A 24,093-nucleotide genomic window follows, 5' to 3' on the forward strand; every position below is an offset into this window, starting at 1 on the left:
GCCATCAGGGCTGGCTGTGTTCCAGATGCTCGCTCAGCAGTTGTTCCAGCTCGCGGTGGAGCAGCTCTTCGTCACCGACGTTGAGCTCGATCATCCGCTTGAGGTGGGTGGCGCTGTCGATATCGATGTGGTGGCAGTAGAAACCCAGCTTCTTGCTGGCTTCGTGGGTCAGCTCGACCTGCATTTTGATCTCGATATCGCTACCGCTCAGGATAAAGCTGAGCTGGTACTCCTTGTTGTCACGACTCTCCCACTCGTCGGGGCGGATCAGCAGGGCTCCCTGCAAGGAGACGTCGACAAGCTGGGTCTGCCACTTCTGTTCCCCCTGGGTGAGTTCTGCCATGGTCAAGTAGAGGATCCGTGCAAAACGGCGGCGCTCAGACATGCTCATCTCCTGTATGCAATAAGTGTGGACGCTACGGTCATTGCTCTGAGTGTAATCCACCTTGGTTGCCAGTATCTTGAACTTGCTCCGAAAATGGCATTCAGGCTTGCTGGGTACTCAAGGATTCCACCACATGAAGCGCCTTGACCAAGCGGTCCTCCTGTTTGAACCGCTCTTCCAGAACCGGACCCAACTCATTGAGATCATCATCCAGTAGCAGCAATTGGGCCTCGTCGGCATCACTGTATTTGTCGTTGAACTCGAGGGCGAATTCAGTGCTGTTACGAATATGGGGATAGATGCGCTTGGCCAGCTCCAGTGTTTCGCCGCTGGCTTGCTCGAAGGCGGTGACGACGTGGTGGTAGATCTCGAAATGGCCCGCGCTGACATAGTCGACCAGGCGGTCGCAAAACTGATGCAGCTCTTCTGTTTTGGGCAGGCTGCGTTGCTTGGTCCGCGCCGGAGTAAGGCCTGCCAGCTGCATGTATCCAACCAGCAACGCTTGCCTTGCATCCAGCCAGTCGTCGATAGCCTTATGCTTGCCTGCCAGCGCCTGCTTGGTCTGTTCCAGTTTCGTCAACATAATCCCTATCCCTCCGTGGGGCAAAGGCTGGCCGATTGTTCGGTATTCCGAGCCGTTTGAGCAGTGACACAACCTATAACTAGGGAAAATCTGGGCAAGCGTCAATAGCCATGGGGGGATAATGTTAAGTGGCGAAGAAATAGTCAGCGGATTGTGTCTGCGTGCTAGCAGGTTTCAGGCCTGCTCACGGTTTTTCGCGTGTGGAATGTGACTATTTCCGCAGATCTTGATGAAAACCCCAGCGTTTGACGCGTTCGGCTCGATAAAGGCTTTGCCTGTGCGTTTTTTTTTGCATAGAGTGACCCAGCGCTAAATGCCCGATCATAAAGGAAATGTTATGAACAAAGCTCAACTTGTCGATGCGATTGCCGCCAAAGCAGATCTGAGCAAAGCTCAGGCCAAAGTGGCTCTGGAAGAGATCATCAATGGTATTACCCAGAGCTTGAAAGAAGGCGATGCTGTGCAACTGGTCGGTTTTGGCACCTTCAAGGTCACCCACCGCGCAGGCCGCACCGGTCGTAACCCGCAAACTGGTAAAGAGATCCAGATTGCTGCTGCCAACGTGCCTTCATTCGTGGCTGGCAAGGCTCTGAAAGACGCCGTCAAGTAAGTCCGAAAGTCTGTTTTGTCCAATGCCAGTCAGCTTGCTGACTGGCATTGTTTTTATGGGATTCTCCCATCCTTCCTATTCGTCCTTCCTGACTTTTCCTTCTGTCAGCCTCGTTGCGGCTGAGGCCTTATGCCGTCTGCGGGTTGGATGGCAGCGGCCAGATCCGCTCATAGGCCCAGGTAAAGACCATGATGTAGACGAGGTAGAAGGTGACGAAGCCGAGATCCAGCATCAGGGCGTCCCACACTCCCAAATCGAGCCAGAGCATGACGCAGGGGAGGGAGAGCATCATAAAGCTCGCCTCATAGCCAAACGCGTGCAGGAAGCGGTCCAGTGGTCGCTTGTTGGTGCGCCCGCAAAGTTTGAGCAACCCCTTGTCGAACAACAGGTTCCAGCCATAGGTCCAGGCGGTGGCGACGATGGAGAAGAAGATGGCCAGCGAACCGACTTCGGCGACGCCCTGACCGAACAGCTGGCTGATCAGCGGTGCGACCAGTGCCAGCCCGATGCCTTCGTAGAGAACCAGATAACGAAGTCGATCCGGGGTGGTGCGTAGTTGGGTGCTACTCATGGGTGATGTGCCTCCTGTGGGAGGCGCATTCTAATCAGGGAGTGGTTAAAAGAGAAGCATCGGCCCGTCATGACTGGCGTTGAGGGGCATGATGATGCCCCCTCTTTGCGATACGTCTCTACTGCCAATTTGGGCGTTAGCCCTGAGTGGTCAAGTCTGCGACTCAGATGCCGGTTGGCGTGACCTGGGTCAGCATGGCAAAGCCCTCTTCCACTTGAGTGAGCTGTACCTTGGCCTCCCCCAACTCGGCGAGCGAGGCAACATGGGTGCCGCCACAGGGAATGGTGACCTCCTGGCCTTCCAGCGTGCAGTGCCAGTAGCGCGAATCGATGATCGCCTCTCCTGCGCGGCTGCGGCGGATTTCGCTCCCGGCTGCGATCCAGTCGGCCAGTTGCTGGTTGGCTTTCTCTTCAATCAGCGCCAGATCTGCCAGCAGCCCCTCGCTGTTGACCCCCTTCTTGCGCAGGCTCTTGCCGATGCGGTACTGCTCCCGCGATCCACAAGGCTCGACCCGAGAGCTTTGAATAGCCAGGCGGTCGAAGTCGGGCTGGCCCAGTGCATCACGCTCGCTTACCTCCTTGCGCCAGTAGGGGGTGAGTACCCGGTTGAGGGCTAGTGCCGCCAGATGACAGCCGCTATGGCCCAGACTCAGGGCGTGGCGGGCAGCGCTATCTACTTGCAATTCGACCTGGCTGCCAACGGCCAGCTCATGGTCACCGGTCAGCGGGTGGACCACCACGAAACGCCACCCCTCTGCGCCCCGCTTGACCGGAATGGCAGTATCGACGAACAGCTCGCCATCCGGGCTGATGGCCCCCATTCGGCAAGGGCCAATGGTGGCTTCGCCCCCTTCCCAGCGAACATGGCCTACATCCCCCGGCTGATCGGGCCAGAGGTGGCTCTGGGGATGAAAGGGGGTGAGGTCGGTGACCAGCAGCGTGGTGTCACCGCGCTGGCAGCAGACCACGCTGGCCTGCTCTTGATGATGGCCCAGTACGAAGCTGGCTCGGGTATGTTCCATGGCAAGGCTCCCGCAACGATAAATGAGAAGAGAAAGCGGCAGCATACGCCAAAGTGCGAAGAGGCTCATTAACCAGAGTTAACGAGCCCCTCTTCTCGGTTTTACGGTTCGCTAGATCATGGCAACCAGCAGATAGGCGTTGAGCCCGATCACCAGCGCAACGATAAGGCGTCCTACCGCCTGGGTGACGGGGTGGTTACGATGTTGCCCCATCAGTGCCCGATCGCCGGTCAGCATCAACAGCGGGATCAGGGCCAGCGCGATGCCAAAGCTCAGGATCACCTGACTCAACACCAGAATTTCGGTGGTGTTGAGCCCCATGGCGATTACCACGAAGGCGGGAGCCATGGTGATGGCGCGACGCAGCCAGAGCGGGATGGTAAAGCGGACAAAGCCCTGCATCACCACTTGCCCGGCCAGGGTGCCCACCACGGTAGAGCTGATACCGGAGGCGACCAGCGAGAGGCCAAACAGGGTGGCTGCCGCCTGACCCAGCAGTGGAGTGAGGGTCTGGTAGGCGGATTCCAGCTCCGCCACCTGCTGGTGGCCCGAGTTGTGGAACGCGGCGGCCGCCATCGCCATCATCGCCAGATTGACGAAGCCGGCGATAGTCATGGCAATCGCCACATCGACCCGGGTGGTGTGCAGCCGCTGGCTGACTGAACCCTGATCCTGCGTGTGCTGGGTCAGTGCCGAGTGCAGGTAGATAACGTGTGGCATCACGGTGGCACCGAGCACACCGGCAGCCAGATAGACGGCATCGCTGTTGGGCAAACCGGGGAAGAGGGCGCCCTCCAGCAGGCTGGGCAGATGGGGGCGGGAGAAGATCAGCTCGACGATGTAGGCCGCCGCGACAAACAACAGCAGGCCGCCGACCACGAACTCCAGCGGTTTCTGGCCACGGGATTGCAACATCAGGATCCCCCAGGTCACCACGGCGGTGATGCAGGCCCCTTCAAGCAAGGTCACGCCAAGCAGCAGCTTGAAGCCGACTGCGGCGCCGATAAATTCGGCGAGATCGGTGGCCATGGCGATGATCTCTGCCTGTACCCAGTAGGCCCAGACCGCCGGTTTTGGCAGTCGGTCGCGGATGTGCTCCGCCAGATTCTTGCCGGTGACGATGCCAAGTTTGGCCGAGAGGGTTTGCACCAGCATGGCCATCAGGTTGGCCCATACCACCACCCAGAGCAACTGGTAGCCAAAGGTAGAGCCCGCCTGAATATTGGTGGCGAAGTTGCCCGGGTCGATATAGCCGATGGCGGCGATAAAGGCAGGCCCGAGCAGGGTCAGTTTGAATTTGCGGGCTGGAATCGTAGTCGTCAGTGCGGGTTGCATGGCATCACCCTCCATAAGGATATGGAGAGAGAATAGATCTAAGTGATAATCATTATCAATTGTTGTTTCTGATGATTTCCATCGGGAAAAACATTTAAGGCAGTCAGTTGCAGTGAGGGATGTGATTTCGTACAATACGCCGCCCTAGAAAAGCAGCGACTAAACACCTTTATGTTCCTTGCCTCCGAGGTCTGGCTGCACCTGGGCGGAGGCTGAATTAATCCGTAAGGAGCTAAAATGCGTCATTACGAAATCGTCTTCATGGTTCATCCGGACCAGAGCGAGCAAGTTCCCGGCATGATCGAGCGTTACACCGGCGCCATCACCACCTCCGGTGGTACCATTCATCGCCTGGAAGATTGGGGCCGCCGTCAGCTGGCTTACCCGATCGACAAACTGCACAAAGCCCACTACGTTCTGATGAACGTAGAAGCAGAGCAAGCCGTTATCGATGAGCTGGAAACCAACTTCCGCTTCAACGATGCCGTTATCCGCAACATGATCATGCGCACCAAGCACGCCGTGACTGAAGTTTCTCCGATGGCCAAGGCCAAAGAAGAGCGCTTCACCCGTCGTGACGACGAGCGCCGCGAAGAAGCTACTGAAGCTGCTTCCGAAGAGTAATTCTGGATCACTGACTAGAGGATAAAGGCCATGGCACGTTATTTCCGTCGTCGTAAGTTCTGCCGCTTCACCGCCGAGAACGTTACCGAGATCGACTACAAAGATATCGTTACTCTGAAAAACTACATCACTGAATCTGGCAAGATCGTACCGAGCCGTATCACCGGTACCCGCGCCAAGTATCAGCGTCAGCTGGCACGCGCCATCAAGCGTGCTCGTTACCTGGCTCTGCTGCCGTACACCGATCTGCACAACAAGTAAGAATCGGCCCGGCACTTAAGCCTAACTCAACGAAATTTATAGAGGAAAGGTAATGCAAGTTATCCTGCTCGACAAAATCGCCAAACTGGGCGGTCTGGGTGACCAAGTTTCCGTAAAATCTGGTTATGCCCGTAACTACCTGATCCCGCAAGGCAAAGCTGTTATGGCCACCAAGGCCAACATCGAAGCTTTCGGTGCTCGTCGCGCTGAGCTGGAAGCCAAACTGGCTGCCAACAAAGCTGCTGCTGAAGAGCGTGCTGCCAAGCTGGCCGAACTGGCTACCGTGGTTATCGCTTCCAAGTCTGGCGACGAAGGCAAGCTGTTCGGTTCCATCGGTACCCGTGACGTGGCTGAAGCCATCACTGCTGCCGGCGTAGCCGTTGCCAAGAGCGAAGTCCGCATGGGCAACGTTCTGCGTAACACCGGTGACTACGAAGTTGCTGTTCAGCTGCACGCTGACGTTAAAGCAACCGTACAGATCCAGGTTGTTGCCCTGTAATAGCGATTCGCTTTTGCAGAGAAAACCCGCGCTTTTGCGCGGGTTTTTTATTTTCCGGCCCGGGGGTAGAGTGAAGGCCTGTTCCACTGGAGGAGATCCTTATGGCTTGGGTAGAAGGCCGCGTCATTGAACGCATCGAATGGACACCCACTCTGTTCTCCCTGCGGGTAGCGGCCGAGCTGGCTCCCTACAAGGCAGGCCAATTCACCAAGCTGGCCCTCGAGCAGGGCGATCGCCGCATTCAGCGCGCCTACTCCTTCGTCAATCCCCCCTCTGCGCCATATCACGAGTTCTATTTGGTCGAGATCCCGAGCGGTGAGCTGACTCCCTCGCTCGGCTCACTGCAAGCAGGTGACACCCTGCTGGTGCAATCCCAGGCCACCGGCTTTCTGACGCTGGATGAGGTGCCCGCCGGGCGCGATCTCTGGCTGCTCTCGACCGGCACTGCCATCGGCCCCTTCCTCTCCATGCTGGCCGATGGCGAGGCCTTCAACCGTTTCGAGAATTTGGTGCTGGTGCATGGGGTACGTAAAGGCGAGGAGCTGAGCTATCAGGATTTGATCGCCAGCTTTGCCGAGCAATATGGCGCGCGCTTTCGCTATGTCCCCTTTGTCAGCCGCGAGCCCTGGCCCGATGCAATGGCAGGGCGGATCCCGGCGGCGATTGCCAATGGTCAGTTGCAGGATCGAGTGGGGTTGGAGTTCTCACCCGAGCTGAGTCAGGTGCTGATCTGCGGCAATCCGGAGATGGTGAAAGAGACCCAGCAGACCTTGCTGGCGCTGGGGTTGGCCAAGAATCTGCGGCGGGCGCCGGGCAATATCAGTGCGGAGAATTATTGGTAAAAAAATCAGCACAGGGGCGCCAGGCCCCTGCTGCATCTGGAGAGGGCGTTCAGTTCTTCTTGCCGTTACCCTTGTTTTTATCCTTCTGTTTGTCGTGACCTTGCCCGGGGTTATTGCCGCTGTGGATGCTGCGGTTGTAGTGATCCCGGTACTTGCCATCCATCTTGTCGCAGTTGAGTTTGATCCGGCTGTCGCCAATGCCAAGATCCAGGCAGTTGTCCTGCCACCAGTCGTACTCCTTGTCATCCCAGTCGAGATTGATCTTGATGTCATCACCGGAGATCTTGATGCCATCGCTATTTTTGCTTGGCGGTGCCGCAACCGCGATGCCGTGCGCCATCAGCAGGGAAAGCAGCAGGGCGCCGCGCCGGATAACAGGGTTGTGTTTAGCTTGGGTCATCGCAAGGGTACTCCTGTTGTTACTGGTCGCTCTGCGAGTTGGCAGGGACCTGGTTGGTTTTCGGTGGCTGGTTGCGATTCTCTTCATCTTCCAGATTGAATTTGACCGCCTTGCAGTCGACGGAGGAGGTCTCCCCGATATCCAGAGTGAGGCAGTCGTTCTGGGTCCAGCCGAACTGTTTGTCATCCCAGTCCAGATTGAATTTAAGCTCATCGACGGAAAATTCGGTGCCACTGCTCTCTTGATATTGCTGGGTCGCTGCGGCGCTGCCGGTAACCAGAAGAAGGGAGAGTAGCAAAGTGGTCTTACTGTTCATGATGGCCTCGGATAATTGCAACGGTGGATGAGTGTACAGACCGGAGCTGAACCCGGGCGGAACTGTTCCCCATCTCACTACATGATCAAGTCAGGGAGGGATTGTATCGCTTTTCTGCTGCCGATTTGTCCGTTTTGGTCGCACTCTGGGCAGCTGGTTGCCAATCTGAAGGAATTCAGTCATTTGCCCTTCTCTGGGCGAGTCTGGCGACTATAATCGGCAGCCAACTTTTCCTGCACAGCACACCCCTTCATCATGACCACACAGGACTCCTCCACATTGCGCTACCCCAAGGGGTGGTTTGCTCTGACGACGGTATACAGTTTCACCGGGTTGGCCATTCTGGCCTCCATTATCTTCTCCCTGCTGCTGTTCCTCTCCATCGATGACAACCCGCTGATGAAGTGGCTGTTCGGCGGCTTGGCCATCATCTTCGAGCTGGGCAAGTTTTACGTCTGGTACGAGTACGGCGAGCGCAAGGCGCGGCGGGATTTGAGTGGCGCTTTTTGGTCGCTGCTGTTTTACAGCGTGCTGGCGGCCATCTCCATCGGCGGCAGTATCGGTGGCATCAACAGCGCCACCAACACGGTACTGAGCCAGCAGGCGCGCCACGAACGGGAGCTTGCCCGTTTCGACGAGCAGATCGCCAGCATCGAGCGGCAGATCCAGCTCAACGAGGAGGCGGCCCGCAAATATATCGAGCTGGAGCGCATCTCCAGTGGCGTCTCCTCGTTGCAGCACGCCAATACCAAGCTGCGCTTGCAGCAGGATGAGCTGCGTCAGCAGCGCGATGCCAAGCCGGTCAACGAACAATCCTCCATGCTGGGGCTGATGAGCAGTCTGGCGGACGGGGTAGGGATGAGCATCAGTCAGGTGCAGTTCCTGCTGGTCTGCTTCCTCTCGGTGTTGCTCGATGTGTTCGGTGCCTTTTTCGTCAGCCTGATCGGCGAGGAGAACCGCTTTCGCCGGATGTGGCGCTGGCAGCAGGAGCAAGCTCGCAGAGAGGCGCAGGCAGCGTTGGCGATGGCTGCCCAGCCCGAGCCCATCATGCCCCCCGAGCCCGCCCCCGAAGTGCTGGCGCAGGTGCGCGGTGCGCTGATGAGTGGTGAGCTCAAGTGCAGCAAGCGCTCGGTGGCGCAGGCTTTGTCACTCTCGCTGGAGGAGGTGGATCGGGTGTTCCACCATCTGCTGTCGCAAGGGGTGCTGGGGCAGGGGAGCAATCGCCACTACTACCTCAATCCGGCGCTGGAGCAGCAACCCGGATAGTGAGAAGGCCACCGAAACTCGGTGGCCTTTTTCGTTATCGAGTGGCTGTGGCTCTCAGTGAGTCAGCACTATCATCAGGCTGAGGAAGGCGGCCAGTCCGCCACCGATGCCGATGATCCAGTAAAACCCCTTGGCCCCCTGTTTGAGCGGGATGCGGAAGTAGAGCAGAAACGCCCACCACCCCAGTGCCAGCAACAGAGGAATAAGAAACATTCGAGCCATGGTGTCCTCGCTGTTATTCTGTTGACCCTTGATCAATCAACAGGATGGATTGTGCAATGACGCAACTACAGATTACCGCATTCGGTGACCCCTCGGTACTCAAGCTCAACCCTTCCCTCGATAAGGTGCCAGCCGATGGCGAAGTGCGGGTGCGCATCTGCTTTGCGGGGGTGAACCCCATCGATGCCAAAACCCGCGCCGGTCTTGGCTGGGCGGCGGCCCAGAACAAGGACAAGCTGCCTTGGACGCCGGGTTATGACATCTCCGGCGTGGTGGAGAAGCTGGGCCCCGGTGTGACCTCGCTGGTCGAGGGGGATTGGGTGTGCGGCATGGTCGGTTTTCCCCTCACTGCCGGTGGCTACGGGGAGTCTGTGGTGGCAAGCGAGAGCGAGCTGGTCAAGCTCGACGGAGTGAGCCTGCAGCAGGGGGCGGCGCTGCCACTGGCCGGTCTCACCGCCTGGCAGGGGCTGCTTGAGCACGGCGGCCTCCAGAGCGGTCAGCGGGTATTGATCCTCGCCGGTGCCGGTGGTGTCGGCCATCTTGCGGTGCAGTTTGCCAGCGCCTATGGCGCCGAGGTGGTGGCTACCGCCAGCCCCGACAACCATGGCTTCCTGCATGCTCTGGGGGCGCGCTGGATGGTGGATTACCACGATGCGAACTGGCCCGCACGGGTGGTGGCAGAGGCCGGTCAGGTCGATCTGGTGCTGGATCTGGTGGGCGGCGAGAGCGGCAAGGCGGCGCTCGCCTGCGTCAAGCCGGGTGGCCGCCTGGTGACGGTGCCCACCATCACCGCCCAGTTGATCAAGGATGCTGGGGCTGCGGCGGGTATTGAGGTGGTCGGTATGCTGGTTCACCCCGACCAGAAGCAGCTGGGTCAGATGTTGATGCTGCTGCGGCAGGGGGAGGTGAAGGTCACCCTCGCCGGTGAATTCCCCCTAGCCGAGGGGGCGCTGGCCCATCAGGTCATCGAAGGGGGCCATGTGCGCGGCAAGCTGCTGCTGCGGATGCCTGCGGCCGATGGCTATCCCGGATGAGCGGGATGATGGAGATGGGGCTGGGGTGGCTCTTTTTAAGCGCATTCACCTCAGCCACCCTGCTGCCCGGCAGCTCCGAAGTGCTGCTGGGGGCCATGGCGGCCAAGGGGGAGTGGAGCATGGCGAGCCTGCTGCTGTGGGCGACGCTGGGCAATACCTTCGGCTCCATGACCACCTGGTGGCTCGGCTGGCTCGCCACCTTCAAGAAAAAACCGGAAGATTTTCAAGGCCGTGGGGAACAAAAAGCCTTAGGCTGGCTCAAACAACATGGTCACTGGTGTCTGCTGCTTGCCTGGACGCCGGTGGTCGGTGATGGTCTCTGTCTGTTGGCCGGTTGGCTGCGCCTCTCCTTCTGGCGCTCTCTCATTTTGATCGGGCTCGGCAAATTGTTCCGTTATGCCCTGGTTTTTCTGCTGGCCAGTCACATTTTCTAGCCTGTTTTTGTCACTCACGAGGTTACCGTGAACAAAGTCATACCTTTAACGATTCTGCTGGGCTTCACCCTGCCGGTGCTGGCGGCACCGACCCTGATTGCCGAACAGGGCAAGGAGGAGGGCAAGCTCGCCATCCCCTACCAGATGTACAAGCTGGACAACGGCCTGACCGTGATCCTGGCCCCTGACCGCTCAGATCCGCTGGTGCACCTCGATGTGACCTATCACGTCGGTTCATCCCGCGAGACGGTCGGCAAGTCCGGTTTCGCCCACTTCTTTGAGCACATGATGTTCCAGGGCTCGAAACACGTCGGTGATCAGGAGCATATGCGGATCATCAACGAGGCCGGTGGCGACATGAACGGCACCACCAACAAGGATCGCACCAACTACTACGAGACTGTGCCGGCCAACCAGCTGGAAAAAGTGCTCTGGCTGGAGGCGGATCGGATGGGCTTCCTGCTCGATGCGGTGAGCCAGAAGAAGTTCGAGATCCAGCGCGCCACCGTCAAGAACGAGCGGGCCCAGCGGGTCGACAACCAGCCGTACGGGCTGGTGAGCGAAAAGGTGGGGGAGGCGCTCTATCCGCGTACTCACCCCTACTCCTGGCAGCCTATCGGTTACGTGGAAGATCTCGACCGGGTCGATGTAAACGACCTCAAGCAGTTCTTCCTGCGCTGGTATGGTCCCAACAACGCCACCCTGACCCTGGGCGGCGACTTTGACAGCAAGCAGGCCCTCGAGTGGATCGAGAAGTACTTCGGCGCCATCCCGCGCGGCCCGGACGTGGCCGAGCCGACGCCAAAGCCGGTGACACTGCCCGAGACCCGCTACGTGACGCTGCAGGACAAGGTGCACCTGCCGCTGCTCTATATCAGCTACCCCACAGTCTCTCTTGGCGATCCGCAGGAGCCTGCGCTCGACATGTTTGCCGACGTGCTGGGCGGCTCCGCCAGCTCCATGCTCTACCAGTCGCTGGTGAAAACCGGCAAGGCGATCGATGTGGGGGCGTCCCACTACTGCGAAGAGCTGGCCTGTACTCTGACCGTCTACGCCTATCCCAATCCGTCGCAGGATGGCAGCCTCAAGACCCTCAAGGGGGAGGTGGACAAGGTGATCGGCGAGTTTGCCCAGCGCGGCCTCAAGCCGGAAGATCTGGAGAAGGCGATCGCCAAGTACCGCGCCTCCGCCATCTGGGGTCTGGACAGCGTCTCCGGCAAGGTGAGCCAGCTCGCAATGGGTCAGGTGTTTGCCCAGGATCCCAACTATGTGTTCAAGACGCTGGATGCCATCGGCAAGGTGACACCGGAGCAGGTGAAGGCCGCCTACGACAAGTTCATCGCGGGCAAGCCTGCGGTGGTGCTGAGCGTGGTGCCCAAGGGCAAGACAGAGTGGCAGGTTGCCACCCCGAACTTTACCCCCGCCAAGCGCGAGCTGCCGGATTACAGCAAGCATGACGAGGCGCTGGCCGAACGACCGGTAAAAGACAATTTCGATCGCAGCGTGCAGCCCAAGGCGAGTGAGGCGGTGAGCGTCAAGGTGCCCGCCATCTGGCACGGCAAGCTCGACAAGAACATCGAGATCATCGGCACCAAGAGTGACGAGATCCCGGCCGTCTCCATCATGATCGCCCTGCCGGGCGGTATTCGTGCCGAAGATAAAGGACAGCTTGGGCTGGCCAATCTGACCGCCGCCATGATGGGACAGGGCACGGTGCGCCTGACCGAGGCTCAGCTCAGCGATGAGCTGCAAAAGCTGGGCTCAAGCATTGATGTCTCCAGCGCCCAGTACAACAACCTCATCACCGTCAGCTCGCTGGCGGACAAGTTGCCCCAGACCCTGGCGCTGGTGCGCGAGGTGCTGGAGCGCCCGGGCATGCGGGAGGCGGACTTCGAGCGGGTCAAGGCGCAGCTGCTGCAAGGGATGCAACAGGCCCAGCAGCAGCCCGAGTGGCTGGCCGGGCAGGCGTTCCGCGAGCTGGTCTACGGCAAGAACAACCGCCTCGGTCAACCTACCGACGGGGTTGCAGCCGATGTGGCCAAGCTGACCCTGGCTGACGTGAAGCACTTCTATCAGGCCTACTACAACCCCACCAACGCCAAAGTGGTGGTGGTCGGTGATGTGGGCCAGAAGCAGATCGAGGAGCAACTTGGCTTCCTGACCGAGTGGAAGGGGGCCACGCCGACCCTGGGGGATCTCAAGCTCAAGGGTGAGCAGGCCAAGCCGGGCATCTATCTGGTGGACAAACCGGGGGCGCCTCAGTCGGTGATCCGCATCGGTCGTCGCGCCATGCCGTTCGATACCACGGGGGATTACTTCACCGCCGGGCTGATGAACTTCAACCTGGGTGGCAACTTCAACAGCCGCATCAACCTCAACCTGCGGGAAGACAAGGGTTACACCTACGGCGCCAGCTCCGGTTTCTCCGCTAACCGCGAGGTAGGCACCTTCGCCACCGGCGCCAATGTGCGGGCCGACGCAACCGTCGATGCCATCCGCCAGTTCCTCAAGGAGATGGACAACTACCGCAAGAGCGGCCCGACCCCGGTCGAGCTGGCCTATATGCGCAGCGCGGTCTCCCAGCAGGATGCCCTCTCTTACGAGACCTTGGGCCAGAAGGCGGGCTTCCTGCTGCAGATGGTGATGTATGACCTGAAACCGGACTATGTGCAGGCCCAGAACAACCTGATCAAAACGGTGTCGCCCGAGGCGCTGAAGGCCAGTGCTGCCCGTTGGCTCAATCCGGCCGACATGGTGATCGTGGTGGTGGGAGACAAGCAAAAGCTTGAAAAACCCCTGAAGGAGCTTCATCTTCCCATCTATCCGCTGCAGTTGCCGTAACTGACGCTTTATAAAAATCAAGAGCCGCCCCGGATGGGGCGGCCTCACATGAGCCGTGAATATGACTACAACAAGCTTGTCGCTCACCGAGTTGCTGAATGCGTTGGGATCACCGGAGCGCCTCACCGCGCTCAAGGGGATCCGGCGCGGGATCGAACGTGAATGCCTGCGCATCACGCCGGATGGCCGACTCGCCCAGAGTGACCATCCCCGGGCGCTGGGCTCGGCCCTGACCCATCCCAATATCACCACCGACTACTCGGAGAGCCTGCTGGAGTTCATCACCCCGGCCACCGACTCCATCGACAGCTTGATGGAACAGCTCGGCGACATCCATCACCATGTGATTCAGCATCTGGGTGACGAGCGGATTTGGCCGCTCTCCATGCCCTGCTTCGTCGGCGGGGAAGAGAGCATCCGACTGGCTCAGTACGGCAGCTCCAACATCGGCAAGATGAAGACCCTCTACCGTCAGGGCTTGAAGAACCGCTACGGCAGCCTGATGCAGGTGATCGCCGGGGTGCACTTCAACTTCTCCATGCCCGACAGCTTCTGGAGCGAGTGGCAGGATCTGGTGTGCGAAGGGTGCTGCAGCCAGCGCTTTATCTCCGACAAGTACATGGGGCTTATTCGCAACGTCTACCGCTTCGGCTGGCTGGTGCCCTATCTGTTTGGCGCCTCCCCGGCCATCTGCGAATCCTTCCTCAAGGGGCGCAAGAGCAACCTGCCGTTCGAGAAGACCGGCAAGGGCACCCTCTATCTGCCTTACGCCACCGCGCTGCGTCTCTCTGATCTCGGTTACACCAACAGCGCCCAGGCTGGGCTCAAGATCAGCCACGACAATCTGCCTGCCTATGTCAGCAGCCTGCGCCGCGCCATCAACACCCACAATCCCGACTTTGCCAAGATCGGGGTCAAGGTGGATGGGGAGTATCGTCAGCTTAACGACAACGTGTTGCAGCTGGAGAACGAGCTATACGCCCCGATCCGCCCCAAGCGCACCCCGCGCAGCGGCGAGAAGCCCTCGGATGCGCTGGATCAGCGCGGCATCGAATACATCGAGCTGCGCACCGTGGACGTCAACCCCTTCACCCCTCTCGGCATCGATGCGGATCAGATCCGCTTCTTCGACCTGTTCCTGGTCTGGTGCCTGCTGCGCCCCTCTCCGGTGCTGAGTGACGAGGAGATTGCCCGCAACCGCCGCAACCAGAACAAGGTGGTGCTGGAAGGGCGTCGTCCCGGCCTGACGCTTGAAGATGAGCAGGGCAATGCCATTGGCCTCAAAGAGTACGGACTCAAACTGTTCGACGAGCTGGCTCAGGTGGCCGATCTGCTGGATCGCTGCTGTGGCCGCAACCGCTATCGCGAGACGCTGGCGATGCACCGCGAGAAGCTGCTCAACCCCGAGCTCACCTACTCCGCCCGCATGCTCAAGGAGCTGCTGGAGAGTGGCAAGGATAACGGCTGTTACGGTGACAAGCTGGCGACCCGCTATCGCGAGGAGCTGCTGGCAGGGGAGCTGCAGTACTGGGATGAGGCCTACTTTGCCGGTGAAGCGAAGGATTCGCTGGCCAAGCAGCGCGAACGCGAGCGCAGCGACAGCCTGTCGTTCGATGACTTCCTGGCCGACTACTTCGGAACCAGTACCACCACGGCCTGAAGGCAGGTTCGTACCAACCAAAGTGCCAACAAAAAGCCGCTCGAGTGAGCGGCTTTTTGATTTCTCTGAACCTGAGCGATATCAGACGTGGTTGTACATGGCCTCGATTTCGCTCTGGTACTTGGCCTCGATGATCTTGCGGCGCAGCTTCATGGTGGGGGTCAGCTCACCCAGCTCCATGGAGAAGGCGCTCGGCAGCAGGGTAAACTTCTTCACCTGCTCGAACTTGGCCAGCTCTTTTTGCAAGTCGGCGATGCGGGCTTCGAAGAACTCCATTACCCGGGAGTGGCGCAGCAGCTCGGTCTTGCACTGGTACTGCAGGTTGATGGAGCGGGCGTACTCCTCCAGCGACTCGAAGCAGGGGACGATCAGCGCCGAGACGAAGTGGCGGGCATCGGCGACGATGGCGATCTGCTCGATAAAGCGATCCTTGCCGATGGTCCCTTCCACCAGTTGCGGGGCCACGTACTTGCCGTTGGAGGTCTTCATCAGCTCCTTGAGACGTTCGGTGAAGTAGATATTGCCCTGGCTGTCGAGCTCACCGGCATCGCCGGTACGCAGGAAGCCATCCTCGGTCATCACCTCTGCGGTGGCGTCCGGCTTGTTGTAGTAGCCGCGCATCACTGTGGGGGAGCGCACCAGCAGTTCGTTGTTCTCCCCCAGCTTCACCTCGATGCCGTTCAGTGCCGTGCCGATGGAGCCGAGCTTGAATTGGCTATCCTCGTAGCAGCAGACTGTGGCGGTGGTCTCGGTCATGCCGTAGCCGTACTTGAGGTTGAGCCCCATCGCCTGGAAGAAGAGGTTCACATCGTCGGCCAGACGGGCGCCCGCCACCGGCAGAAAGCGGGTGCGGCCGCCAAAGCGGGCGCGCAGCTTGCGAAACACCAGTCGCTCGGCGAGCCAGAGCTGGCCGTAGAGCAGCGGGGAAGCGGACTTGCCAGCCTGACGGGTGGCAACCATCTGCTTGCCGACACGGGTTGCCCAGCCAAACAGGGCACGACGCAGAGCCGGAGCCTGAGCGACTTTGGCCTGGATCATGGCATAGGCCTTCTCGTAGAGGCGCGGCACGGCGCACATCACGGTCGGCTGCACCTCGCCAATCACATCCATCACCTTCTGCGGATCGCGGATATAGACGTTCTCGGCGCCGCAATAGAGCACGTAGTAGCTCCAGGCCCGCTCGAATACGTGGCTGAGCGGCAGCATGCAGAGCGACACATCCTGCTCGTTCAGATCGAGGCGGCTGTTGTGCATCTCGAAACAGGCGGCGATGTTGCTGAAGTCGAGCATGACCCCCTTGGGCTCGCCTGTGGTGCCGGAGGTGTAGATCAGGGTCAGCAGATCATCCATCCGGTACTGGGTTTCCCGCTCGCGCAGCTCCTGCTCACTGGGCTGATGGTTGCCGGAGACCAGAAATGTCTGGAAGTGGCTCGCCTGCTCGCAGCCGCGCAGGTTGACGCTGCCATCGAGGGCGACGATCTGGCGGATCTCGCCGTTTTCAATCAGTTTCAGCGCCTGATCGAACTGGGGTTGCTCGCCAACGAACAGCACCTTGATGCCGGCATCTTTGACGATGTAGCGCAGCTGATCGAGCGTGCTGGTGGGGTAGATAGGGACGCTGACGCCGCGGGCGGCAAGGATGCCGAGATCGGCCTGGGTCCACTCCGGCATGTTGCGGGCATAGATGCCGACCATCTCGGTGGGCTGGTGGCCGGCACGGATCAGCGCCTGTGCGCAGTAGTCCATGGCCTGGCCCAGAGTACGCCAGCCGATGGCGCGCCACTGGCCATCCTGCTGAACCCGCAGGGCAGCCTTGTTGCCAAGCTGGGCAATACGTTCACGCATCAGTCGAACCAGATGAAGCTTCGGCATCAGTTAAACATCCTTTAATTACAGTTGTACGCCTGCAAGGGCACTAAAAATCGGGCTAGAGTTTAAACTCCAAGATTACAGCTTACAAGTGTTCGCTGTTTGTCTTGGATCACAAAGAGTGCAAATAGCTCTTCCTTTGTGCAGAGTGGCCGATACTGCAAAGGAGCAAAGGGAGAGTTAACGATATGAATCTATGGATGAAAGGGGCATTGGCCGTGATCGGGCTCATGATGGTGGGGGGCGGGGCGGCCTGGTACTTTCTGGGCAAGACACAGCAGCCTGCGAATCCCTGGTATGAAGGGGCGGAGGGATACCAGCAGGCCCAACAGCAGGCATTGGCGCTGGGCTATCCGCTGCTCTATGTGCTGGAGACCCCCAAGTGCCGTCGCTGCAAGGCATTGAACGAACGCTTCTGGCGCAGTGAAGAGATGAGAGTGCCGTTGAGCCGATTGGTCAAGGTGCGGCTCAATCCGGGCAAGGGGGATGGTAGTGAACAGATCCTGCGCCGTTTTCCCAAGGTGGCCACACCGCCCGGCATCTATATCCAGCAGCCGGGTCAACCCCTCAAACCGATCAAGATAGTGGTGGATATACAGCAGATCTGGATGCCGGGGAAAACCTGGCTGCGGGGCTTCTATATGCCGCTTTCCGCCGCCGGATTCGAGGCGGTGGTTCACACCACTCTCTCCTTGCAGGATCCGGCGATGGACAATGCCCCCCTCGATTGAGGCGGGATCAGCTGAAGTCGAACAGGCGGGACATCAGTACCGCATCTTCCCGATCATTGCCGGTGCCGTAGTAGTCGGCGCGGCGGCAATACTCGGCAAAGCCGGCGCTCTCGTAGAGGTTGATGGCGGTCTGGTTGCCTGCCCGCACCTCGAGAAACCAGGCTTCTGCCCCGGCTTGTTTGCTGCGAGTCAGGTAGGCTTGCAGCAGTGTCCGTCCCAACCCCTTGCCCTGAAATTCGGGGTGGACACAGATATTCATCAGCGAGCTGTCTCCGGCCACCAGATCCGAGATATAGAAGCCGGCCGGGCGACCATCGACCAGCATCAAGCCGTTGAGATAGCGAGGACCGAAGCAGGATAGCAGGTTGGCCTGGCTCCAGGGCTCCTTGTGGGCGGCCTGCTCTATGGGATAGACAAGGTCGAAATCGGCTTCGAGCAGGGGACGAAACTCAGGCATGTTGACTCCGGGTGACTGGGTGGAGGATGTCGGGGTTGGCAAAGACGACTTTTGTAAAATCAGGTAAAAAGAGCGGCTTCCAAGAGGGCGTTGAAGGCATGATCATGCCGTACTGTTCGCCAAGTGTCGGCGTAGTTGTTGCCACAGGGCGCGCTTTTGTGCGGCACTGGGGGCCAGCGGACAGATCAACGCATCGGGTCGTTCCGGGTTGGCCTCCGTCAGCCAGAGCAGCGGTGAGGCATCCGCCGTTTGCAGATCGGCAGGCGGCAGCTCGCTGAGCAGTGAGACCTCGTCGGGGGTCATGCCGAGCAGCTGGCAGATATCCGCCAGCAGCGTGGTGGCAGGCAGCTGAGGCGCCAGCAACCAGAGTTTGCCGCTGGGCAGCGGAGCGCGGGTGGCCGGTGCTGTCTGGTCGGGCTGCACGGCATCTTGCGCAAGCTCGGGTACGAGATCTGCACCCAGCAATGCCGGACGACGCAGTTGCCAGCTTTGAATGCCCATGCGGGCCAACATGCTCTGACGAACGGGATCTTGCATCTGGGGCGACTCACTCTTGATCTGCGTTGGGGAAAATTGTGTTGCGCAGGGTACACTCGAACCGCTTTTGCTGCACCCTTTGCAACGCATCATCTGGCGCATGCGGGCATGGTGCCATCACGACACTGGCTATGCATGGGCGCAGCACGCTGCCGATACGGTATCGCACTGCCTTTGCGTTTTTTCCTGCCAGAGGCGGGTATTGTGCGGCAAGAGATACCAGAATAAACATCATAACAAGACAAAACCCAAGGTCGAGCAAATGGATATCGCGCCTTGGGGCTAACATCATCCCAGCTTCGGAACACTCTCTATGTCGTCTTTAGCTCAAGCCCAGAACCCTGCGCGTCTTATTCCCATCCAGGAGCGCCTGCCCCGGCTGCTGGCAGCCCTCGGTGAGGGGCTTTATGAACGGCAGGATGCCCTGCGCCTCGGTCTGCTGGCAGCCCTCAGTGGCGAGAGTGTCTTCTTGCTGGGGCCACCCGGTATCGCCAAGAGTCTGATTGCCCGTCGCCTCAAGCTGGCCTTTCACGACGCCCGCCACTTTGAATATCTGATGACCCGTTTTAGCACACCGGAGGAGGTATTTGGCCCCCTCTCCATTCAGGCGCTGAAAGAGGATGGCAAATACCTGCGCCTCACTGCCGGCTATCTGCCGGAGGCTGAGGTGGTGTTCCTCGACGAGATCTGGAAGGCGGGTCCCGCCATTCTCAACACCCTGCTCACCGCCATCAACGAACGGCAGTTCCGCAATGGTGATAGCCAGCATCCCATCCCCATGCGGCTGCTGGTGACCGCCTCCAACGAGCTGCCGGCGCCGGACAGCGGGCTGGAAGCGCTCTACGACCGGATGCTGGTGCGGATCTGGATGGACCGGGTGCAGGAGAAAGCCAACTTTCAATCCATGCTGGCCAGCGACGGTCACGCCCACCAGAATCTGCCGGAATCCCTGCAGATCCGGGGGGATGAGTACGAGCAGTGGCAGAGCCAGATTGAGCAGGTGCGCCTGCCGGATGCCTGTTTCGAACTTATCTATCAGCTGCGCCAGCAGCTAGACAGCCAGCTGGCCCATCGCTGTTATGTGTCGGATCGCCGCTGGAAGAAGGCGGTACGGCTCATCAAGGCGAGCGCCTTCTTCAATGGCCGCGATGAGGTCGCACCGGTAGATCTGCTGCTGTTCAAGGATTGTCTCTGGCACGACGAGGAGTCCCGCACCGCCCTGCTGGAGATGATGACCGAGTTCTCCCGTCTCTACGGTTATCAGCAACTGGCCTTGACCCGCCAGCTGCTTGCCCTGCGGGATCAATTCAAACAGCTCAAACAGGGCGTGGCCCAGCGTCTCTGCTGCAAGGCGCGCAAGCGCAAGCAGTGGTTTGGCAGACGGGCGAGGGGGATCGAGATCCCGCTCGCCAACGCCAGACCCTTTGGCAAGCAGGTGCACTTCCATCTGCTCACCCCGGCCCCGCTGGATGGCAGCGATCCCGAGCGTCTCACCAGCACCCTGGTGTTCGATCGTACCCTGCTTTCCCATTGGCATCCGACCGGTGAGGCGCTGGTGGGTTATCAATATGGCAACCCGAAAGAGGGACACTACGAGCTGGTACTTGACGATGAGCTGCGCCTGCAGGTGCTCGATATCCAGCGCCAGCAGATCCCGCTGGTATTGATGGAGCGCAACGCCATCCCTGAGGTGGTGCTGGAGCCCTGGCTGCAAGCGCTCGATGAGCTGCTTGCCCAGGTTGGCAAGGTGGTGCAGGAGCTTAAACAGCAGCGCACTCTGTTCGATCGTCATCGGCAGCACCTCTTTATTGCCCAGCGCTGGCTGCAACAGGTGGAAGACAGCTTCTTCGTGCTGAGCCGGGATCTTGAACTGCTGCGCGGCGAGCTGACACAGTGGCGCGAGCGGTTGCCAAGGCTGGACGAGTAAGGAGCGCTCATGCTTGAGATTGGCATGCTGGATCTGGGGCTCCTGATCGGTGAAGGGGAGCTGGCAGGGGAGGTGGCTCTTTTGCTTGCTGCGTCGCCCAAGATCTCCGAGTTCATCAAGCGCTCCCCGCTGCAGGGCAAGCTGCTGAAAAAGCGCCTGCAGAGCTGGGGTGAGCAGCTTGGCGAGGAGATCCGTCACAAGCCGGTGCCGGTGGCGCTGGAGCAGGAGTACCTGCTCTATCAGGCGCACCGGCAGTTGCCGATGACCGAACTGATAGGCCGTTTGCCCGCCCTGCTGGAGTCGCTGGATCACTACAGCCCCTTTGCCGGTGAGGCCCGTTCGCTGGTTCGCCAGCTGATGGCTCACCCCACCGAGGGGCTGCGCCAGCTCTTTATCGATAAGTGGCGCGCCAGTCTGGTGGGGAGCCTGCTGCAACTGCAGCAGCAGATCGCCGAGGCGGAGCGGGAGAAGCAGCGTCAGGAGATTGAAGATCAGCTGCTGGCGAGCCGCACCCTGGCCGATGCCCTCGATCCGAACCAGATCTCAGCCGGTGGTCTTTGGGATCTGGCGCAGGGGCACTGGCACAAACGCAGTCTGGTGCTGGTCAAGCAATACGCCCGTATGTTGCAGCGCGAGCCCTTGCTGGCGGAGATTGCCGCTCTGCTCGGGCGCAGCGAGCGGGATCGCCGGGCGCAGGAGCAGCCGGTGCCACCGGTTCAGGTGCTGGAGCTGGAGCCCGCCCCCAGCGACGATGTGCCGGACGACCTGGTGGGCATCCACCAGGCGAGCGACCTGATGCGGCTACTGCCAAGCGAGGCGGTGATGCTGGGGCTGCCGGAGCTGGAGCTGGAGTTCTACCGCCGCTATCTGGAGCGGCGCCTGCTCAGTTACCAGTCACGCGGCACCTTGCCGCGCCAGCGCATCATGCTGCGCACCCCGGAGCAGGGGGGGCAGCAGTTGCAGCAGCGAGGCCCCTTTATCGTCTGTGTCGATACCTCCGGCTCCATGGGGGGTTATCCCGAGGAGTGTGCCAAGGCGCTGTTTCTGGCGTTGCTCAAGGTGGCGATGGATGAGAAGCGCGGCTGCTACCTTATGCTCTTCTCCACCGAGGTGGCGACCCTCGAGATCACCGCGGATACCGGTCTGGACAAGGCGGAGCGCTTCCTCTCCATGAGTTTTCACGGCGGTACCGACCTGGTGCCCTGCCTGGAAAAAGCGCTGGCCAAGCTCGATGATCCCGCCTTTGCCAAGGCGGATGTGCTGGTCATCTCCGACTTTATCGCCCAGAGCCTGCCTCATCCCCTGCTCGATCAGATGAACCGCTATCGCCAGCGTCAGACCCGTTTTCACGCCGTCGCCATGTCCCGCCACGCCAAGCAGGCGCTGCTGCGGGTCTTTGACAACAGCTGGCTGCTCGATTGTGGCCTGCGCGGCCGACTGCTGCGGCGCTGGCAGCACCACTAGTGACCGGGAGGGGGCAACCCCTCTTGAGTTGTTATCCCGCTCCTCTTTTTCGCTGTGCATCCCCGCTTTCATTCCAACGCGATGATATCGCAGTAAAATGTGACTAGTCTGCCATTCGGGCTCTCTGTCCGGGTGATAGCCTTTACAACCATTGTTACAGGGGAAAAGATGATGATTTTCCGGCATCGGCTTGCCCGATGATCTTTCCCATTTATCCGGAGTATGTATGAGCCGACTTGCCTTGCTGCTGTTGCTGGCGGTGTTCGGGCTGGCAGCCAAACCCTTGTCCCCCGAGCAGTTGGAAAATGAACTGGGAGGGATGGAGCGGGTCTACCAGCCGATCGAGTTGCTGCGGGAGCGCGTTGCCCGTTTGCAGCGGGACGGCAACGCCTATCCGCCGTCGCAGCAGATGCGGATCAGTCGTCTGGCTTGCTGGGCCCAATCGGCCGATGACATGCAGGAGTCCCGTACCGCCATCGCCAATGCGGAGCGGATGCTGGCCATTGCGCGCGAGCAGGGTGATGACGCCGCCGTGGCGGAGCTGACGATTTGCCGCGGCTGGTTCAATCAGCTGCTCGGCGAGGTAGCGAAGGCTCGTCACGATTACGATGAGGGGCTGCGGCTGGCAAGAGAGGCCGCCGTGCCAAAGCTGGAGGCGCTGGCGCTGGCCCGCCGGGGGGCCATGCTGTCTTTTCAGGGGGTCTCAGGCCAGGGGCTGATGGATCTCACCAAGGCGCACAATATCTATGAGCAGCTGGGGTTGCCCACCTGGTATCACCAGGCGCAGCTCGAGATTGCAGCCACATTTCGTCGTATGGGCCTCTATGCCGAAGCGCTCTCCACCCTCAACCGGTTGAGCGAGCATTTTGCCAGGAGCCACGATGGATTTGGCTCGGCAAGGCTCAGTGATCAACTGGCGATGGTCTATCTGCAGACCGGGCGTTATCAGGATGCGCTGGGCGAGCTTGAACGCAGTGCGGCCTTTTATAATCAGCCTCAATATCTGATTGAGCATGCCGAACGCATGGTGATGCAGGCCGAGGCTCTGCTCGGGCTGGATCGCCCCGCTGATGCCGGACGCTTGCTGGCACAAGCGGCGGAGGTGCTCTCTCCCGATGTTGACCCCATCCTCCATGCGCATCTCGAGCTGGTGCGGGCGAGGTTGAGAGTCGAACAGCAGGAACCGGCGCCAGCCTTGCGTGCGCTTGAGAAGATTGAGCCGATTTTGAAGGTGGAAGGGCACGTACGCTTTTTGCTCGAGCTCTACTGGGTACGCAGTCGGGCGCTCGAGTTGCAAGGCGATTATCCGGCGGCGCTGGCCGCATTGCGGGAGCATCTGGTACAGGAGCAGCGGCTCGATCAGCTGTTACGGGAACAGAGCACGGCCTGGGTTCGCGGCGAGTTTGAATTGGCCCGTCAGGAGGGGGAGAACGAGCGACTGCGAGTCGAGCAGCGACTGCAGCAGCAGGAGCTGGAGCAGGTCAAGGAGCGTCGCTTCTGGCTGCTGGTGGTGATGGTGCTCTGCGGGGTACTGGCACTGCTGACGATGGGGTGGCTGCTTGATCGCAACCGTCGGATGCGTCGTCTGGCCTTTACCGATGAGCTGACCGGCATCAACAACCGCCGTCGGGTGCTGCGGCAGGGCAGCGATATGTTGGCGCAGGCTCGCAGGCAGGGCACGCCATTTTGTCTGCTGGTGTTCGATATCGATCACTTCAAGCGGATCAACGATACCCTGGGACATCATCAAGGAGACAGGGTGCTGCAATGGGTCTCTCGGGCGGCAGAGCGTCAGTTGCGGCACCAGGATCAGTTGGGGCGTACCGGCGGAGAGGAGTTCTTGATCCTGCTGCCGGATACCAGCCTTGAAGAGGCGTGCCGGGTGGCTGAGCGGATCCGTCACACGGTCGCCAACCGGGCGCTGCCCGGCATGTCGTACCCGGTAACCATCAGTATCGGATGTGCCTCTCTGCGAGACGATGATCAGGATCTGGCGGCCTTGATCCAGCGTGCCGACAATGCGCTGTATCGTGCGAAAGAGGCGGGGCGCAACCGGGTGGAAACAGATGATTGACGGGCTGGGTATTGTCACTCACCAGGGTGTCATTGCTATTGGGGAGCACGCTGATACGGCGATGATGCTCGTCCCCTGCGCTCGTTCTTGCCTGCGATGACAGATTGGCAAGCACGAGCGCAGAAGACCG

Annotated in this window: 25 protein-coding genes; 14 read left to right on the top strand and 11 right to left on the bottom strand. The window is 60.1% G+C overall.

The annotated features are described in order from the left end of the window. Positions 1–4: 4 nt before the first annotated feature. Complete coding sequence (locus tag LRL22_RS09065) at positions 5–385, bottom strand: PilZ domain-containing protein (protein WP_108540899.1); 381 nt, start codon at positions 383–385, stop codon at positions 5–7. Between the two features lie 100 nt (positions 386–485). Continuing rightward, complete coding sequence (locus LRL22_RS09070; protein ID WP_005348975.1) at positions 486–968, bottom strand: Rsd/AlgQ family anti-sigma factor; 483 nt, start codon at positions 966–968, stop codon at positions 486–488. Between the two features lie 337 nt (positions 969–1,305). Here LRL22_RS09070 and hupA point away from each other — a divergent pair, with 337 nt between their 5' ends. After that, a complete protein-coding gene (hupA, locus tag LRL22_RS09075; protein ID WP_005340484.1) occupies positions 1,306–1,578 on the top strand; it encodes a nucleoid-associated protein HU-alpha in 273 nt (90 codons plus the stop codon). Positions 1,579–1,705: 127 nt separating this feature from the next. Here hupA and LRL22_RS09080 read toward each other — a convergent pair whose 3' ends face one another. The 3 genes from LRL22_RS09080 to LRL22_RS09090 form a co-directional block, all read right to left on the bottom strand. Further along, a complete protein-coding gene (locus tag LRL22_RS09080; RefSeq protein ID WP_270905229.1) occupies positions 1,706–2,149 on the bottom strand; it encodes a PACE efflux transporter in 444 nt (147 codons plus the stop codon). 163 nt (positions 2,150–2,312) lie between these two features. After that, on the bottom strand, positions 2,313–3,170 hold the full coding sequence (locus LRL22_RS09085) for a hypothetical protein (protein WP_270905230.1): 858 nt from the start codon (positions 3,168–3,170) through the stop codon (positions 2,313–2,315). Between the two features lie 111 nt (positions 3,171–3,281). Then, positions 3,282–4,505, bottom strand: a complete 1,224-nt coding sequence (locus LRL22_RS09090) for an Nramp family divalent metal transporter (RefSeq protein WP_270905231.1) — start codon at positions 4,503–4,505, stop codon at positions 3,282–3,284. A 237-nt stretch (positions 4,506–4,742) separates the two neighbouring features. Between LRL22_RS09090 and rpsF the strand changes: the two genes are divergently transcribed. The 4 genes from rpsF (at position 4,743) to LRL22_RS09110 (ending at position 6,731) form a co-directional block, all read left to right on the top strand. Beyond that, a complete protein-coding gene (gene rpsF, locus LRL22_RS09095; RefSeq protein ID WP_005308887.1) occupies positions 4,743–5,129 on the top strand; it encodes a 30S ribosomal protein S6 in 387 nt (128 codons plus the stop codon). Between the two features lie 30 nt (positions 5,130–5,159). Next, entirely contained in the window at positions 5,160–5,390 is a 231-nt protein-coding gene (gene rpsR / locus LRL22_RS09100) for a 30S ribosomal protein S18 (RefSeq protein ID WP_005308890.1), read from the top strand. Between the two features lie 52 nt (positions 5,391–5,442). Further along, entirely contained in the window at positions 5,443–5,889 is a 447-nt protein-coding gene (gene rplI / locus LRL22_RS09105) for a 50S ribosomal protein L9 (protein WP_005340490.1), read from the top strand. Positions 5,890–5,990: 101 nt separating this feature from the next. Next, positions 5,991–6,731, top strand: coding sequence for a ferredoxin--NADP reductase (locus LRL22_RS09110; protein WP_042084396.1), 741 nt, complete (start codon positions 5,991–5,993; stop codon positions 6,729–6,731). A gap of 49 nt (positions 6,732–6,780) precedes the next feature. Here LRL22_RS09110 and LRL22_RS09115 read toward each other — a convergent pair whose 3' ends face one another. Together LRL22_RS09115 and LRL22_RS09120 are read right to left on the bottom strand one after the other, a co-directional pair. Beyond that, positions 6,781–7,131, bottom strand: coding sequence for a hypothetical protein (locus tag LRL22_RS09115; RefSeq protein ID WP_042053367.1), 351 nt, complete (start codon positions 7,129–7,131; stop codon positions 6,781–6,783). Positions 7,132–7,150: 19 nt separating this feature from the next. Further along, entirely contained in the window at positions 7,151–7,447 is a 297-nt protein-coding gene (locus tag LRL22_RS09120; RefSeq protein WP_219295547.1) for a hypothetical protein, read from the bottom strand. Positions 7,448–7,702: 255 nt separating this feature from the next. On the opposite strand from LRL22_RS09120, the gene LRL22_RS09125 reads away from it, so the two are divergent. Beyond that, positions 7,703–8,713: a Preprotein translocase subunit SecY gene (locus tag LRL22_RS09125; RefSeq protein WP_100654550.1), complete on the top strand. Its 1,011-nt coding sequence runs from the start codon at positions 7,703–7,705 to the stop codon at positions 8,711–8,713. 54 nt (positions 8,714–8,767) lie between these two features. Here LRL22_RS09125 and LRL22_RS09130 read toward each other — a convergent pair whose 3' ends face one another. Continuing rightward, a complete protein-coding gene (locus LRL22_RS09130) occupies positions 8,768–8,935 on the bottom strand; it encodes a hypothetical protein (protein WP_005358060.1) in 168 nt (55 codons plus the stop codon). 56 nt (positions 8,936–8,991) lie between these two features. On the opposite strand from LRL22_RS09130, the gene LRL22_RS09135 reads away from it, so the two are divergent. From LRL22_RS09135 to gshA, 4 genes are all read left to right on the top strand, one after another. After that, entirely contained in the window at positions 8,992–9,969 is a 978-nt protein-coding gene (locus tag LRL22_RS09135) for an NADP-dependent oxidoreductase (protein ID WP_270905232.1), read from the top strand. Further along, positions 9,966–10,403 carry a YqaA family protein gene (locus LRL22_RS09140; protein WP_270905233.1) on the top strand — a complete coding sequence of 146 codons (438 nt, stop codon included), beginning with the start codon at positions 9,966–9,968 and terminating at the stop codon, positions 10,401–10,403. The genes LRL22_RS09135 and LRL22_RS09140 overlap by 4 nt, the downstream gene beginning before the upstream one ends. Before the next feature lie 27 nt (positions 10,404–10,430). Further along, complete coding sequence (locus tag LRL22_RS09145) at positions 10,431–13,244, top strand: M16 family metallopeptidase (protein ID WP_270905234.1); 2,814 nt, start codon at positions 10,431–10,433, stop codon at positions 13,242–13,244. A 61-nt stretch (positions 13,245–13,305) separates the two neighbouring features. Continuing rightward, positions 13,306–14,904, top strand: a complete 1,599-nt coding sequence (gshA, locus tag LRL22_RS09150; protein WP_005340500.1) for a glutamate--cysteine ligase — start codon at positions 13,306–13,308, stop codon at positions 14,902–14,904. An 81-nt stretch (positions 14,905–14,985) separates the two neighbouring features. Here gshA and LRL22_RS09155 read toward each other — a convergent pair whose 3' ends face one another. Next, complete coding sequence (locus tag LRL22_RS09155; RefSeq protein ID WP_270905235.1) at positions 14,986–16,776, bottom strand: AMP-dependent synthetase/ligase; 1,791 nt, start codon at positions 16,774–16,776, stop codon at positions 14,986–14,988. A 227-nt stretch (positions 16,777–17,003) separates the two neighbouring features. Between LRL22_RS09155 and LRL22_RS09160 the strand changes: the two genes are divergently transcribed. Continuing rightward, positions 17,004–17,504, top strand: coding sequence for a hypothetical protein (locus LRL22_RS09160; RefSeq protein ID WP_406596058.1), 501 nt, complete (start codon positions 17,004–17,006; stop codon positions 17,502–17,504). Between the two features lie 7 nt (positions 17,505–17,511). Here LRL22_RS09160 and rimI read toward each other — a convergent pair whose 3' ends face one another. Both rimI and LRL22_RS09170 read right to left on the bottom strand, forming a co-directional pair. After that, entirely contained in the window at positions 17,512–17,961 is a 450-nt protein-coding gene (gene rimI, locus LRL22_RS09165; RefSeq protein ID WP_216952883.1) for a ribosomal protein S18-alanine N-acetyltransferase, read from the bottom strand. Positions 17,962–18,063: 102 nt separating this feature from the next. Next, positions 18,064–18,498 carry a DNA polymerase III subunit psi gene (locus LRL22_RS09170; protein WP_257696323.1) on the bottom strand — a complete coding sequence of 145 codons (435 nt, stop codon included), beginning with the start codon at positions 18,496–18,498 and terminating at the stop codon, positions 18,064–18,066. 313 nt (positions 18,499–18,811) lie between these two features. Here LRL22_RS09170 and LRL22_RS09175 point away from each other — a divergent pair, with 313 nt between their 5' ends. The 3 genes from LRL22_RS09175 (at position 18,812) to LRL22_RS09185 (ending at position 23,963) form a co-directional block, all read left to right on the top strand. Beyond that, positions 18,812–20,425, top strand: coding sequence for an ATPase RavA domain-containing protein (locus LRL22_RS09175; protein ID WP_216952885.1), 1,614 nt, complete (start codon positions 18,812–18,814; stop codon positions 20,423–20,425). 9 nt (positions 20,426–20,434) lie between these two features. Next, positions 20,435–21,889: an ATPase RavA stimulator ViaA gene (gene viaA, locus LRL22_RS09180; protein WP_270905236.1), complete on the top strand. Its 1,455-nt coding sequence runs from the start codon at positions 20,435–20,437 to the stop codon at positions 21,887–21,889. Positions 21,890–22,115: 226 nt separating this feature from the next. Further along, positions 22,116–23,963, top strand: coding sequence for a tetratricopeptide repeat-containing diguanylate cyclase (locus tag LRL22_RS09185; RefSeq protein ID WP_270905237.1), 1,848 nt, complete (start codon positions 22,116–22,118; stop codon positions 23,961–23,963). Positions 23,964–24,093: the final 130 nt, after the last annotated feature.

This window comes from Aeromonas sp. PI_26, assembly GCF_027854445.1.
GTDB classification, from domain to species: Bacteria; Pseudomonadota; Gammaproteobacteria; order Enterobacterales; family Aeromonadaceae; genus Aeromonas; species Aeromonas veronii.

Coding starts and splice junctions, on each gene's coding strand:
- LRL22_RS09065 (WP_108540899.1), bottom strand. CDS start 385: ATGTCTGAGCGCCGCCGTTTTGCACGGATCCTCTACTTGACCATGGCA.
- LRL22_RS09070 (WP_005348975.1), bottom strand. CDS start 968: ATGTTGACGAAACTGGAACAGACCAAGCAGGCGCTGGCAGGCAAGCAT.
- hupA (WP_005340484.1), top strand. CDS start 1,306: ATGAACAAAGCTCAACTTGTCGATGCGATTGCCGCCAAAGCAGATCTG.
- LRL22_RS09080 (WP_270905229.1), bottom strand. CDS start 2,149: ATGAGTAGCACCCAACTACGCACCACCCCGGATCGACTTCGTTATCTG.
- LRL22_RS09085 (WP_270905230.1), bottom strand. CDS start 3,170: ATGGAACATACCCGAGCCAGCTTCGTACTGGGCCATCATCAAGAGCAG.
- LRL22_RS09090 (WP_270905231.1), bottom strand. CDS start 4,505: ATGCAACCCGCACTGACGACTACGATTCCAGCCCGCAAATTCAAACTG.
- rpsF (WP_005308887.1), top strand. CDS start 4,743: ATGCGTCATTACGAAATCGTCTTCATGGTTCATCCGGACCAGAGCGAG.
- rpsR (WP_005308890.1), top strand. CDS start 5,160: ATGGCACGTTATTTCCGTCGTCGTAAGTTCTGCCGCTTCACCGCCGAG.
- rplI (WP_005340490.1), top strand. CDS start 5,443: ATGCAAGTTATCCTGCTCGACAAAATCGCCAAACTGGGCGGTCTGGGT.
- LRL22_RS09110 (WP_042084396.1), top strand. CDS start 5,991: ATGGCTTGGGTAGAAGGCCGCGTCATTGAACGCATCGAATGGACACCC.
- LRL22_RS09115 (WP_042053367.1), bottom strand. CDS start 7,131: ATGACCCAAGCTAAACACAACCCTGTTATCCGGCGCGGCGCCCTGCTG.
- LRL22_RS09120 (WP_219295547.1), bottom strand. CDS start 7,447: ATGAACAGTAAGACCACTTTGCTACTCTCCCTTCTTCTGGTTACCGGC.
- LRL22_RS09125 (WP_100654550.1), top strand. CDS start 7,703: ATGACCACACAGGACTCCTCCACATTGCGCTACCCCAAGGGGTGGTTT.
- LRL22_RS09130 (WP_005358060.1), bottom strand. CDS start 8,935: ATGGCTCGAATGTTTCTTATTCCTCTGTTGCTGGCACTGGGGTGGTGG.
- LRL22_RS09135 (WP_270905232.1), top strand. CDS start 8,992: ATGACGCAACTACAGATTACCGCATTCGGTGACCCCTCGGTACTCAAG.
- LRL22_RS09140 (WP_270905233.1), top strand. CDS start 9,966: ATGAGCGGGATGATGGAGATGGGGCTGGGGTGGCTCTTTTTAAGCGCA.
- gshA (WP_005340500.1), top strand. CDS start 13,306: ATGACTACAACAAGCTTGTCGCTCACCGAGTTGCTGAATGCGTTGGGA.
- LRL22_RS09155 (WP_270905235.1), bottom strand. CDS start 16,776: ATGCCGAAGCTTCATCTGGTTCGACTGATGCGTGAACGTATTGCCCAG.
- LRL22_RS09160 (WP_406596058.1), top strand. CDS start 17,004: ATGATGGTGGGGGGCGGGGCGGCCTGGTACTTTCTGGGCAAGACACAG.
- rimI (WP_216952883.1), bottom strand. CDS start 17,961: ATGCCTGAGTTTCGTCCCCTGCTCGAAGCCGATTTCGACCTTGTCTAT.
- LRL22_RS09170 (WP_257696323.1), bottom strand. CDS start 18,498: ATGCAAGATCCCGTTCGTCAGAGCATGTTGGCCCGCATGGGCATTCAA.
- LRL22_RS09175 (WP_216952885.1), top strand. CDS start 18,812: ATGTCGTCTTTAGCTCAAGCCCAGAACCCTGCGCGTCTTATTCCCATC.
- viaA (WP_270905236.1), top strand. CDS start 20,435: ATGCTTGAGATTGGCATGCTGGATCTGGGGCTCCTGATCGGTGAAGGG.
- LRL22_RS09185 (WP_270905237.1), top strand. CDS start 22,116: ATGAGCCGACTTGCCTTGCTGCTGTTGCTGGCGGTGTTCGGGCTGGCA.